The sequence below is a fragment of the Brevibacillus migulae genome (assembly GCF_004521915.1).
In the GTDB taxonomy this organism is placed as follows: Bacteria; Bacillota; Bacilli; order Brevibacillales; family Brevibacillaceae; genus Brevibacillus_F; species Brevibacillus_F migulae.
Genome location: NZ_SDKD01000010.1, coordinates 183,091 through 195,664, shown reverse-complemented (window position 1 = coordinate 195,664; position 12,574 = coordinate 183,091). Strand labels below are relative to the sequence as shown.

14 protein-coding genes and 1 tRNA gene are annotated in these 12,574 nt (G+C 47.8%); 10 read left to right on the top strand and 5 right to left on the bottom strand.

Annotation, left to right across the window (positions count from 1 at the left end):
- Window positions 1-314: 314 nt before the first annotated feature.
- Window positions 315-1,334, top strand: coding sequence for a GTP 3',8-cyclase MoaA (gene moaA / locus EIZ37_RS13710; RefSeq protein WP_134685167.1), 1,020 nt, complete (start codon window positions 315-317; stop codon window positions 1,332-1,334).
- 80 nt (window positions 1,335-1,414) lie between these two features.
- Here the strand turns inward: moaA and EIZ37_RS13705 are convergent, their stop codons facing one another.
- The 4 genes from EIZ37_RS13705 to pdxK all read right to left on the bottom strand — a co-directional run bounded on the left by EIZ37_RS13705 (window position 1,415) and on the right by pdxK (window position 4,449).
- Window positions 1,415-2,167 carry a hypothetical protein gene (locus EIZ37_RS13705; protein WP_134685166.1) on the bottom strand — a complete coding sequence of 251 codons (753 nt, stop codon included), beginning with the start codon at window positions 2,165-2,167 and terminating at the stop codon, window positions 1,415-1,417.
- Between the two features lie 123 nt (window positions 2,168-2,290).
- Window positions 2,291-2,626, bottom strand: coding sequence for a hypothetical protein (locus EIZ37_RS13700; RefSeq protein ID WP_134685165.1), 336 nt, complete (start codon window positions 2,624-2,626; stop codon window positions 2,291-2,293).
- 152 nt (window positions 2,627-2,778) lie between these two features.
- Window positions 2,779-3,480: a molybdopterin converting factor subunit 1 gene (moaD, locus tag EIZ37_RS13695; protein WP_134685164.1), complete on the bottom strand. Its 702-nt coding sequence runs from the start codon at window positions 3,478-3,480 to the stop codon at window positions 2,779-2,781.
- 147 nt (window positions 3,481-3,627) lie between these two features.
- The gene (gene pdxK, locus EIZ37_RS13690; protein WP_134685163.1) at window positions 3,628-4,449 is read right to left on the bottom strand and encodes a pyridoxine/pyridoxal/pyridoxamine kinase; all 822 of its coding nucleotides are present in this window, start codon (window positions 4,447-4,449) and stop codon (window positions 3,628-3,630) included.
- A 197-nt stretch (window positions 4,450-4,646) separates the two neighbouring features.
- On the opposite strand from pdxK, the gene rarD reads away from it, so the two are divergent.
- Window positions 4,647-5,543 carry an EamA family transporter RarD gene (gene rarD / locus EIZ37_RS13685; protein ID WP_134685162.1) on the top strand — a complete coding sequence of 299 codons (897 nt, stop codon included), beginning with the start codon at window positions 4,647-4,649 and terminating at the stop codon, window positions 5,541-5,543.
- A gap of 19 nt (window positions 5,544-5,562) precedes the next feature.
- Here the strand turns inward: rarD and EIZ37_RS25955 are convergent, their stop codons facing one another.
- A complete protein-coding gene (locus EIZ37_RS25955; RefSeq protein WP_167568859.1) occupies window positions 5,563-5,727 on the bottom strand; it encodes a hypothetical protein in 165 nt (54 codons plus the stop codon).
- Between the two features lie 124 nt (window positions 5,728-5,851).
- On the opposite strand from EIZ37_RS25955, the gene EIZ37_RS13680 reads away from it, so the two are divergent.
- From EIZ37_RS13680 to EIZ37_RS13645, 8 genes are all read left to right on the top strand, one after another.
- Window positions 5,852-5,938, top strand: a tRNA-Leu gene (locus EIZ37_RS13680).
- Window positions 5,939-6,088: 150 nt separating this feature from the next.
- On the top strand, window positions 6,089-6,607 hold the full coding sequence (locus tag EIZ37_RS13675; RefSeq protein ID WP_134685161.1) for a hypothetical protein: 519 nt from the start codon (window positions 6,089-6,091) through the stop codon (window positions 6,605-6,607).
- Window positions 6,597-7,667: a phosphodiester glycosidase family protein gene (locus EIZ37_RS13670; RefSeq protein WP_134685160.1), complete on the top strand. Its 1,071-nt coding sequence runs from the start codon at window positions 6,597-6,599 to the stop codon at window positions 7,665-7,667. The genes EIZ37_RS13675 and EIZ37_RS13670 overlap by 11 nt, the downstream gene beginning before the upstream one ends.
- A 155-nt stretch (window positions 7,668-7,822) precedes the next feature.
- Window positions 7,823-8,644 carry a MerR family transcriptional regulator gene (locus tag EIZ37_RS13665; RefSeq protein WP_134685159.1) on the top strand — a complete coding sequence of 274 codons (822 nt, stop codon included), beginning with the start codon at window positions 7,823-7,825 and terminating at the stop codon, window positions 8,642-8,644.
- Between the two features lie 99 nt (window positions 8,645-8,743).
- Window positions 8,744-9,508 (top strand): SDR family oxidoreductase, encoded by a 765-nt coding sequence (locus EIZ37_RS13660; RefSeq protein WP_134685158.1) that lies wholly within the window; start codon window positions 8,744-8,746, stop codon window positions 9,506-9,508.
- A 149-nt stretch (window positions 9,509-9,657) separates the two neighbouring features.
- Window positions 9,658-10,200: a hemerythrin domain-containing protein gene (locus tag EIZ37_RS13655; RefSeq protein WP_235828018.1), complete on the top strand. Its 543-nt coding sequence runs from the start codon at window positions 9,658-9,660 to the stop codon at window positions 10,198-10,200.
- A 150-nt stretch (window positions 10,201-10,350) separates the two neighbouring features.
- Window positions 10,351-11,367 (top strand): ABC transporter substrate-binding protein, encoded by a 1,017-nt coding sequence (locus EIZ37_RS13650; protein WP_134685157.1) that lies wholly within the window; start codon window positions 10,351-10,353, stop codon window positions 11,365-11,367.
- A gap of 146 nt (window positions 11,368-11,513) precedes the next feature.
- On the top strand, window positions 11,514-12,539 hold the full coding sequence (locus tag EIZ37_RS13645) for an ABC transporter substrate-binding protein (protein ID WP_134685156.1): 1,026 nt from the start codon (window positions 11,514-11,516) through the stop codon (window positions 12,537-12,539).
- Window positions 12,540-12,574 lie beyond the last annotated feature (35 nt).

Below are 12,574 nucleotides of genomic sequence, written 5' to 3'. Positions count from 1 at the left end.
TAGAGAAATAAAAAGGCTGTCGACTTTCTCGACAGCCTGAGGAGCCTATATGATTAGGCTCCTCGCAGCATAAAAAACAGTTTTTGCGAAAAAAACGCAAAAAGAGCCCTTGTTGACAGGCTCCACCGTTTGTACCAAGTTATTTAACTAAGGACAGTTTAACATAATCATGCAAATTTGAAAAGTGTGGACTTTTTCCAATCATCCGTTTTGCAACAGTTTTGGCACAGATTCATATTTGAATATCAAGGAAAACAAGTTACAATGGATCTACAGTTTTCGGTGAAGAACATGGATAAAGGAGCGTGGACCGTTTGGATAAAAACATAGCAGATGCGTTGGGACGTCCGCTCCGAGATCTTCGCATATCGGTAACAGATAAATGCAATTTTCGCTGCCAATACTGCATGCCGGCTGAAATATTTGGGCCCGATTACGCATTTTTACCCCAGAACAAGCTGCTAACGTTTGAAGAGCTTGTACGGGTAACCAAAGTATTCACTTCCTTGGGTGTAGAGAAGATCAGGATCACAGGCGGAGAGCCTTTATTGCGTAAAAATTTGCCGCAGTTGATTCAGATGATCAGCGAAGTGGACGGAGTAAAGGATATTGCCATGACGACAAATGGTTCGCTGCTGGCGGAACATGCGGCGGCGCTTCGGGATTCCGGCTTACAACGGGTGACGGTAAGCTTGGACAGTTTGGATGATGAACGCTTCGGCAAAATGAACGGACGTGGCTATGCGGTTCAAACGGTACTGGACGGAATTGAAGCGGCTGCCAAAGCAGGCATGACCGTCAAGATCAATATGGTGGTGCAGCGCGGTGTGAATGATCAGGACATCCTTCCGATGGCCCGATATTTCCGTGAACAGGGACATATTTTGCGATTTATCGAATTTATGGACGTGGGCAACAGCAATGGCTGGAAGCTGGACCAGGTCGTGTCCGGAAAAGAAATCGTGGAGATGATCAATGCCGAAATGCCGCTGGAGCCGATTGAAGCCAACTATTTCGGAGAGGTGGCTTCCCGTTATCGTTACAAAGGGACCAATCAGGAAATCGGGTTGATTACATCCGTGACCCATGCGTTTTGCTCCACTTGTACAAGATCTCGCTTGTCAGCAGAAGGAAAGCTGTACACCTGTCTGTTTGCTTCGCAAGGGGAAGACCTGCGAGCGCCGCTGCGCGAGGGGATCGGAGACGATGAGCTGCGCGCATTAATTGCCGCCGTCTGGAGTGTACGCGACGATCGTTACTCGGAAGAACGGTTGAAACATACGGAAGAATTGCAGAAGCGCAAGAAAGTGGAAATGTCCCATATTGGTGGGTAGAGCGGTAGTACGTCTAAGAACAATTGAATCTTCATTCTTTACAGACTCTTTCGTAGCACGCGAGGGAGTCTTTTTGTTTCTTATCTGTTATCGGCCGGGAGAGGAGGCAGCTTTTGCAGGTAAGGGAGAAGAATCCTTTTCGTATCTTCAGTACCATACCCAAGCGTAAAGGCATTTTCTTCAAGCCGAAATGATTCGATAAAACTAGAATGATCCTGCAGAGTAAACTTGAGAAAATAGGGCTGGCTGTAAACAGAGGATTGTTGATATATCTTGCTAGACGGGACATGCTTTAACTGCAGGTATCGCTTTACAAAAAGCTGGGTGTCCTCACCGGAAAGGTCGATGGAAGGGGAGTTTTCTATCGGGTATTGGATGGTGATTTTCTTTACTTTGCCGCCTATATCATTAAAGTCTCCGATGATCCGAGCTCCAGGGATTTTGCGAACTTCATACAGATCCTCTCCGACAAACAATCGATATCCTTCTGCATATCCTTTGACGGTATAAATCGGGGTACCGATGGCAGCATCCGTGGCGTCGCCATTTTTCATGATATAGCCGGGACAAACCATGCCGTTCATCTTGAATTTCACTTCACCTATTTTTTCGCCTCGGACCAATCCACTTTGATCGGATCGGTAATTTCGCCAGTACGTTCGTTGTTTCCACATGATTGCGGGATCATATTCATCAATGTGTAGGGTGCAATCACCTGTGTATGCTTGATTGTAGAGCGGTGCCATTTCTCTGATGAAATAGACGTGGTATTCATGTGGCGGGTATGTGTGGATGAGAGAAAAGAACAAGATGGAGAGCATCGACAGCTTCATAGTTACACCTCTCGATATAAAAATGATTGCGGTTTGAAGAGCCGTTCAAGGATGTGGAAAGGCTTTTATGAAGATTTTACTGAATCTTCAATATCCGCGTAGAAGATATGTTCAATATGGAGATTATTCCGAACATGTTGCTTGAGGATTGGCTTTACTTTTCAGGAAGAACAAGGCCCACCATACAAATAAATATACGTAACCTGTGAGTGCAAAAATAGTCCAAACGGATCCTTGTTGCAAGTGGCTCACAAAATGCTCATATTCATTCATTCCTTCTGCTCTTCCAATGCTCTTTATCAGACTGATGATTGGCACTGTTACCGTAAAGGCAATGGCTGCAATCGACCAACTTTTCATATTCATTTTGATGATACTAAATATTGCAGTACCGAATGTTGTGACTAAAAATAAGTAATAAATAACCCAAAACCAATTAGGAAGAGTCTCCCAATACATGTTTATCCCCCTTAATACAATGCTTGGAAATTACGGTAAACATATCCGTTATTAAGAAGGACGATTGGAAAGCATATCCGGTTACAGTGCTCAACGTAAACCGAATGGACAATAAAAAAGCCCAGACACATGGTCTCGGGCTTTCGTAAATGTCATTCTGAGTCACTTGCATCAGCCAGCGGGTTCCACGGCCCTTGCTGATGGCCTTTCCACTCGCCGCCGTCTTCCCAACGTTCCTTTTTCCAGATGGGCACGATTTGCTTGAGACGCTCGATCGCGTATCTGCCGGCTTCAAAGGACTCATTGCGATGGGGTGTCGCGACGGCGATGATGACGGCAATCTCTTCGATGTCAAGGCTGCCGATGCGATGGTGCATGGCGACTCGGGCACCTGGCCACTTTTCTTCGATTTCATCGGCAATCTGCTTCATCTTGTCGATCGCCATCGGGACGTAAGCTTCATACGAGAGGGAAACCGTGCGCTGACCCTTCGTAAATTCACGGACAGTTCCGACGAAGGTAAGGACCGCCCCGGCATGAGGGTTGCTGACCAATTTAATCAATGGATCGGCAAGCAGAGGCTGCTCGGTTACGAGAAAGCGTTCGTCTTCGCCGCCGCTGACAGGAGGGAGGATGGCAACCTCATCTCCTGATTGAATGACCTGCTCTTTGGAAGCATATTCCTGATTGAGAGAGACAAAGCAGCTTGGCAAAAGAGAGGACAGCTCAGGATGAGCATTCCCGATCTGCTCCAAAAGCTCTGCTACGGTGGATGATTCGGGTAAGTCTATGAAAAGTTCCCGATTGTTTGCCCTTTCCGCTAAAGCCGCAAACAATAGTACCTTGATTTGCACAAGTATTCCTCCTTAGAGCACCTTAGACGTATAGTTAGACCATATCACAAAGGAGGCAGACCTGACCAGTAAGAAGAAACACTTCGATTTCGCCAGCCGGATAAGAAAAAGTGCCCCTGGGTAAGGGACACTTTTTTGATTTCGAGCTTATTTTTGGGCTGCCAATGCATTTCGGTACGCACCGTGATTGGTTGGGCCCACATACTTATTCAGGGGGAAAGAGTGGCGAATGGCTTCGGTGATAAATACTTTTGCGACATCAATCGCTTCTTTCACGGATTTTCCTTTTGCAAGTTCAGCCGTGATCGCGGCGGAGTAGGTGCAGCCTGCGCCGTGCGTATACGCATTCGGGATGCGCTCAGCTTCCAATACTTCGAAGTTTTTCCCGTCGTAGATCACATCAACTGCTTTTTCGTGTGCCAGTTTGTTGCCGCCTTTCACGATGACAACGCCTGCCCCTTGTTCATGGATGATGGCTGCCGCATCTTTCAGGTCATCTACCGTTTTCAATTCGGACTTTTTGCTCAGGATGGCAGCTTCAAATAGATTGGGAGTGATGACGGTAGCCCGTGGCACCACGATTTCGCGAAGAGCATCCGCGATTTCCGGATGGAGGGCTTCGTCGGCACCTTTACAGATCATGACTGGGTCGATGACTACATTTTTCAATTCATATTTATCAATGGTTCGGCCCACCAGTTCAACAAGTTCCGTGGATCCCAGCATGCCCGTTTTCACAGCATCCACGCCGATGCCTGCCAGCACGGTTCTCAGTTGGGCTTCTACCACATCAAGGGAAAGCGGGTATACATTATGAAACCATTCGTTATCCGGATCTTGGGCAACAACGACGGTGAGTGCCGTCATTCCGAAAACGCCAAGCTCCTGGAACGTTTTCAGGTCTGCTTGCTGTCCAGCTCCTCCGCTAGTGTCAGAACCTGCGATGGTCAATGCTTTCTTCATGCTCATAGCTATGTACCCCTTGTCATAACAGATTTTTATTTGACCTTATTGAAAATCAATTTTGACACGGTGTCAATGGTCAGAACACCCCGAATGTATCAGGTCAGATTGCCAAAGTGCAGCATATTGCGATGGGGGATATGGCGAAATGTTTAGAATTCAGGTACACTGTATGAAAACTTTTTGAAGAAGGGGTCCTTAGTGTGAAACAAGGCGTCATATACGGCATACTGGCCTACCTCATGTGGGGATTGCTGCCGTTGTATTGGAAGCTGTTCTTGCAGGTTCCGGCTGGTGAGATCTTGTCACATCGTATTATTTGGTCGTTTGTGTTTGTTGGAATCATTCTTTTTATTGGCAAACGTTGGAAAATGATGTGGGAGCTGGCGAAAGATCGGAAGCGGTTGCTCCTGATGCTGCTTAGTTCCATGGTGATTAGCGCAAACTGGCTTTTGTTTATTTGGGCAGTGAATGACGGACGCGTGCTCGAAACTAGCCTAGGCTACTACATCAATCCATTGATCAACATCTTATTCGGTGTCGTGTTTCTAAAGGAAAGAATGAAAGTCGGGCAGTGGATCGCGATTGGACTCGCTGCCATCGGCGTTTCCTTTTTGACCTTTGAATATGGCCAAATGCCTTGGGTTGCGATTACGCTTGCACTCACATTCGCGACATACGGGCTGTTGAAAAAGACGGTGAAAATCGATTCGATGCTGTCTCTCGCGTGGGAAACGCTGCTCGTGCTGCCGATTGCCCTCGGTTACCTGATTTACATGCAAACAGAGGGTACGCAAACCGTACTCGGCATGCACCCCGGGATGATCTTTCTTTTGATGTTGTCTGGTGTGGCTACCATGCTGCCGCTATATTGGTTCGCCATGGCAACCCAACGCTTGACGCTAGCGGCAGTCGGATTTTTGCAGTACATCGCTCCGAGTACAAGTCTTTTGTTGGCGGTATTCATTTTCCATGAACCGTTCACGACTACGCATTTGTTCAGCTTCGCCTTTATTTGGGGAGCGTTGGTGATCTTTACCATCTCTTCGCTTAAGAAAAAATCGATCAATCCACAGGTTGCGGTCAAGATCGAAGGATAAACGGATGGCTGATCGTCCATTAATAATCCACTAAGGTGACGGCATGCAAGAGGAGGAGAGGATGGGCTTCAAGCTCTTCCAAATCCACCTTCATGCAGGGCCAGGTTTCATCCCCAGCAGGTGATGGGGAGACGATCGGCTCTGTCCACATCACTTCTTTTCCGTCAAGTCGATAGGCGTCCAAGATCTTCCCCCATTTCAAGCTTGATACGTATATCTTTTACGACTTGGATTTGGATTAACCGCCCATTTTTTCCTTGATCTTATCGGGTGAACTTGCTATAGTAAATCTAGCAAATCGTTTACATGCGGTCATGGCGGAATTGGCAGACGCGCTAGATTCAGGTTCTAGTGGTGGCAACACCGTGGAGGTTCAAGTCCTCTTGACCGCACCATCATATAACAACGATAACCAGCGATTTCGTTGGTTTTTTTGTTTTTTCGCAACGATTCTAGCTTTTTCGACGTCATAGAGTAGGGGCGTCGACACAGATGATATGTTATAATGAACCCTCATCCTTTGTTGCATGAAAGGAGGACATGCTATGAGCAAAGACGCTTATACTGCCCCGACCACACAATCTTCCGCACTTGGAGTGCGCACTGCCGAAAAGGAAGCAAAAAAACGCAAACGTGCTGGTTTCTTTTCGAGCTTGTTTCAGACGACGGTGAATACAAGAACGGAAGGAAAACGTTCCGTAGTGCCGGTTGTTCTCGCCGTGCTCATCTGGGGAGGACTTGTATATGGCGGCTATGCATTCACCCAATATACGCTTGAACAGCAGCAAAAGTATGTGGATCAACGTATTGCCCAGGTGGAAGAAGCCAATGAAAAACAGGTGAAAATGCTGGAGGAACAGCTTGTGCTTGTGCAAGACGAAATGGTCAAGGTACAAGATGGCCTCAGCTCGATTGAAGAAGATCTCAAACTGACCGGGGAAACGATCGGCGGAACCAATCAAACCAAGCAAGCGCTGCAAGATCGTATTGACCAATTGAACAAGCAACTGGTGGAATTGAAAGCTTCCTTGAAGAAACTGGAGGATGCAGCTCGTGCTTGGTAAGGTCAATCGCTTTTTAGCTTTTCTGCTTGCGCCAGCGCTTGGCTTTCTCTTGGCGTTTACCCAGTCATCCCCGGCTGAACAGATCGCCGCCAAAGGACTCACGATCCCATTGGAGACGACTGAACAGCAAATTTCCGAGATTCAGGATCAGTTAGAGAAGACGACCGCGGTATTGGATGACACCGAAGTTGCGCTTGATGACATTCAGGATAAAGCGAAAAAAGAGAAAAAAGAATACGAGGAACAGAACCGAAAAGTCAATCAACTGTTAACTGCCAGCAAATCGCAAACGAAAATGTCGGCCGATGTATTGGATACCTTGCTCAGCAATATGCTCGGGAATCCAATCGGTCAATCGTTTGGCCCGAATTCAACGGTAAAAGTATACTCGTTGGAAGAGGCAGGCTACCGCGGGTATATGGCTAAGGTTCGTCTTAATAACCCCAAAGCCTTGAAAATGGTGCTCGCCAATGACGCAGTCAGCAGCAGAGGCGAAACAACCAGTCACGCAGGGAAACGGACTGGCGCTATTCTTGCCATCAATGCAGGTGGTTTCATGAAATCAAAAACGGGCATCCTGACGCCGATTGGGATCACGGTGGTGGACGGACAGATCAAGACGTTCTCCAATGATTCCAGAAACAGCTTTGTGGGTTTTAACAACAAAGGGCGTCTGGTCGGCGGGAAAATTACCTCTAAGGCGCAAATTGCCCAAAAAGGAATCCTGCAGGGAGCCAGCTTTTTGCCGACACTCTTGCAAGATGGAAAGCGGATGCCGATTCCTCGGGATTGGGCAAATGCAAGACAGCCTCGGACGTTGATCGGCCACTTCGATAACGGAGATCTGCTTTTCATCGTCATTGATGGCCGGCGAAAAGGTTGGAGTAACGGTGTGACGCTGGAAGAAGCGCAAAGAAAACTGCAAGAGTTCCATGTAGTGGACGCGTTTAACCTGGATGGCGGTGGTTCCAGTGCTTTCTACTATAAAGGAAAGATTATGAATCGTCCTTCAGATGGCAGGGAACGGCTGGTTAGCAGCAATATCGTTGTTTTGCCATAATGGCTAAAGCAAGAAGAGCTTCACCGAGTAAACATCGGTGAGGCTTTTTTTATGGAAAAGTGCAAGTAACCGGTTCACCCCTCTCATCTCCGGTGGTACGATGGACGGAAGAGAGAAAACTTTACCAGATAAACCTCAAAAGGGGAAGGTTGAGGATGTACAAAATCAGCGCTTTTTCCAAGTTAAGCAGAGTTTCTGTTAAAACGCTACGGTATTATGATGAACTCGGGATGTTGAAACCGATTGCCGTGGATGAAGCTTCAGGGTACCGTTACTATTCACCCGAACAATTGCTGACGGTTCAACGGATTCTCGCCTATAAAGAACTGGGTTTGACGCTAGAGCAGATCATGCCCCTGCTAACGGGACAAGCAACGCCACAGCTGGTGCTCAGCACGTTGGAAAGAAAACGGGCGGAATTGGAGCAGCTGATCCAGGAAGCCATGCGGCAAATAAGCGAGATTGATAAGAGGATGCAGCATATTGATGAAGACGATGACATGACGGAGAAAAATCCGGCAGCACTGCAAACGATCGAAACACAGTTGGTCGCCTCCATTCGTGACACGATCCCTCGCATGAATATATGCTTGCTGCTGGATGAACTCAAGCGGTATGTTGAATCGTATGGCCAAGATCCGGAGGAGACGCTCATGGTGCTTTGGCATGAGTGTGGCAGTGAGGATGAGCACGCTGACATAGAAGTCGCGATTCGAATCAAGCGGGAGATCACCAGCAGCGACAGAGTAAAGGTCGGGCACCTGCCGAGGCTGACAAAGGCCGCGACGCTCGTCCACCATTGTGATCCATATGCCAACACTTGCTCAGCGACGCATGAGCTTGCCTCCTGGATGTCTGCTAATGGCTATCGACCTGCTGATCGTGAGCCGATTCGAGAAGTATATTTGACCACTGACAAGAACATGTACGGAAAATCGAGGAAGGCCATGCTGGTCATCCCAGTCGAGAAAGTGTAAAATGCGCAAACGTTTCAAATGAATCTGGTAGCCTCTTGACTCTCCCCTTAAGGGGAAGGTGTACAGTCGTGTCAGACAAAAAAGAGGAGTGATTGGATCATGAAACGTTTAGAAGGAAAAGTGGCAGTCGTGACGGGAGGAAGCAGAGGGATCGGACGTGGAATCGCCCTTCGCCTGGCGGAAGAGGGAGCGCTGGTCGCTGTTCACTACGGCACCCGGCGCGATGCGGCCGAAGAGGTCGTACGGACGATCGAGGAACGGGGAGGTCGTGCATTCGCAGTAGGGGCCGGATTGGATTCGGGGGTAGGCGTCGCGCAGCTGATCCAATCATTGGATGAAGTGCTGACGAGTCTGACCGGCAGCAATCAATTTGATGTGTTGGTCAATAACGCTGGGATTGGGACCTCCAAAACATTGGAGGAGACCACTGAGAAAGACTTTGATGAGGTATTCGCCGTCAATGTGAAAGCGCCGTTCTTTCTTGTTCAGCAATCATTGACACGTATACGGGACAACGGACGGATCATCAATATCTCCTCGGGAGTGACCCGGATCGCTTATCCTCATATCATGGCATACAACCTGACCAAGGGTGCCATCAATACGTTTACCCTCCATCTCGCCAAATTACTGGGTCCACGCGGGATTACCGTCAATGCCGTATTGCCAGGTATCGTGGATACGGACGTAAACGCTTCCTGGCTAAACACGACAGAAGCCCGCCAATATGCTTCCGATATGTCCACTTTTGGGCGGATAGGGGAAGCGTCGGATATTGCGGATGTCGTTGCCTTTCTCGCTTCCCCCGATGCTCGCTGGGTAACGGCTCAATTGCTTGATGCGACTGGTGGATCGCACTTATAACGAGTATAGTTTCCATTCAAAGGTGGCTGCGGTTTCATTACGCAGTCTTCTTTGTGTCTTGTGTGATAAACTGTGACGGATGTCATAGTCCCGTTTTGCTTACCGGTCTATACTGACAGTGCACCAGATGAAAAAGGAGGTCTATTACGATGGACATGTGCACAAATATGTTTGCAAAATGCGGTTCTGATATAGAATTTTGCCCGCCATTGCGGCAATTGAAAAAAGAGCATGGACCTTTGCGGGAACAGATGGACGCTTTTAGAGAAATGGCCCAGAAAGTAGGAGTGGGGGACGGACGGGAAGACTGGTCGGAATCCTTATTTGTCTTGCGGGACAAGGTTGAGCGATTTGTCGGTGAGCTCGATCTCCATTCACGTCGGGAAGAGGATGTGCTCTTTGACATGATGGCCGCACATATCGGGAGGGAAGTCGGCCCTATCGCCGTGATGGAGTATGAGCATGATACCGCAAAAGCGCTTTTGAAGCAATTTTTGCAGACGACCACAGAGCTGAGCGGGATGGTAGAGCGGGAACAAGCGATCCGCATCGCAGACATTGCGATTCAAGCCGAAGCGATTCTAAGCCAGCATTTTATGAAAGAAGAGCAGGTCCTGTTTCCAATGGCTGAGCAGATCTTAAGCGAAGATGAAAAACAGACGCTTCAAGATGAAATGGACAAAATCAAGTAAGGGGGAGAAGGCTCATACAGTGAGCCTTCTTCTTTTGCGGCAGAGAAGATGTTTCCTTTGCAAAAAACTTTTCAATATATGAAAATGTGCTATAATGACAAGAAGTTAGACAATTCTTTAGCTGAGAGCAGATTAGAGGAGGAAGTTGAGATGAGAAAGGTTTTTGGTTTTGCATTGTCTTTATCTGTAGTGGCATTATTGGCAGGATGCGGTGGAGGGAACACTCCGGCAGCAGCACCAACCACACCAGCACAAGCGGAGCAGTCCGCTGCCAAAACCGTGAAGCTGGGCCTGACCCAGTTTGTTGAACACCCTGCGCTTGATTCCGTTCGCAAGGGAATCCTTGATGGATTGGCGGAGAAAGGGTATCAAGAAGGGAAAAATCTGCAGGTTGACTATCAAAATGCGCACGGCGACATGAACAACACGGTGACGATCGCGCAAAAATATGCAGGCGATAAAAATGATATGGTCGTAGCGATTGCGACCCCGTCCGCACAGGCGGTGGCCAAAACGATTGCAGATGTGCCAATCATTTTCAGTACCGTGACAGATCCTGTGTCCGCACAGCTGGTGGCATCTCTGGAGAAGCCGGATAAAAATATCACCGGTACGTCCGACAAGGTTTCCATGCTGCAGCAATTGGAGCTGATCCAAAAATTCCAACCTGATCTGAAAAAGTTAGGGGTCATCTATACCACCTCGGAAGTCAATTCGGGTGTACAGGTTGCTGAATTGGAAGCTGCAGCGAAGCAAAAAGGAATCGAAGTCGTAAAGGCGGGTATTTCCAGCCTTGCTGAAGTGCAATTGGGAGCAGGTACATTAGCTGAAAAAACCGAAGCCATTTTCATTCCAATCGATAACACCGTTGTTTCCGCCTTTGAAGCCGTATTGGGTGTGGCTGAGCAAGCGAAGATTCCGGTCTATGCTTCTGACTTGGACACCGTTAAACGCGGTGCGGTAGCGACGTATGGCATCGATTATTACAAGATGGGAAAACAAACAGGAGAAATGGCTGCGCGAGTATTGGATGGAAAAGCAGTAGCGGAAACTCCTGTGGAAGTCTCTAAAGAAGCCGATCTATACATTAACGAAAAAGCCGCACAGACATTTGGACTCACCGTCAGCGAAGATTTGAAAAAATCCGCAAAGGAAATTTTTAAATAATTTCAATCCTGACAGGAAAAAGAGTGAGGAAATATCACTCTTTTTTCTTTTTTGCACAAAGTCAGAGTTTTATGAATAAACGATCTTTCAAAATTGGGCAAGTCGTGGTAAGATGAAAACAATTTTTACGTGAAGGAGAGTTTTCTATGAAAAAGAAGAGTGCTGTCGGTGCAGCAATTATTTTTGCTTTAACACTTTTGTTCGTCACAGCGTGTGGGCAACAAAGTGACACGGCAAATAAGCCTGCCGATAACAGTGCGGCCCCTGCTGACAAACAATTGAAGGTCGGCGTCGTGCAAATCGTGGAACATCCGGCTTTGGATGCAGCGCGTGAAGGATTTTTGGCGCAAATGGCGAAGAATGGATTTGAGAAAGATAAGCAAGTCGTTTATGATATTAAGTCGGCACAAGGGAATATGGACACGGCTTTATCCATCGTGCAAAAGTTTAAAGGTGATCAGGTGGATTTGATTTTGGCGATTGCCACACCAACCGCTCAAGCCGCAATTCAAACGACTCAAGATATTCCGGTTGTATTCACGGCTGTTACGGATCCGGTGGAAGCAGGTCTGGTCAAGTCCATGGATAAGCCAGAAGGAAATGCGACGGGTACAACGGATATGAACCCGATCAAAGAGCAGCTTGAACTGCTGAAAGAAATCAAACCAGATGCGAAAGCAGTCGGTGTGATTTACAACTCGGGTGAAATTAACTCCAAGGTACAAGTTGATGTGGCAAAAGCTGCTTCCGCTGAATTGGGACTGACGATTGAAGAAGCATCTATCTCCAATCCAACAGAAGTGAAGCAAGCGGCCGAAGCCATGATTGGCAAAGTCCAAGCATTCTATGTGCCAACTGACAACATGGTGGTTTCCTCCATTGCAGCGATCCTGACAGTGGCGGAAGAGCATAAAATCCCGGTCATCGCGGGTGAAGAAAACTCGGTGAAAAGCGGTGCCATTGCCACTTACGGAATTGACTACGGCAAGCTCGGCGAGCAGACTGCCGACATGGCGACTAAAATTTTGAAGGATGGCGCAAAACCAGCGGAAATGCCGGTTGAAAAGCAAGCGGAAATGAAGCTGGTGATCAACTCGAAAGCTGCTGAAAAAATGGGCGTTACACTGCCGCAAGCGCTGCTGGATCGTGCGGATGAGGTAGTGAGCCAGTAACAGCACGAGATTTTCGCTGATGATTGAAGGAGGAG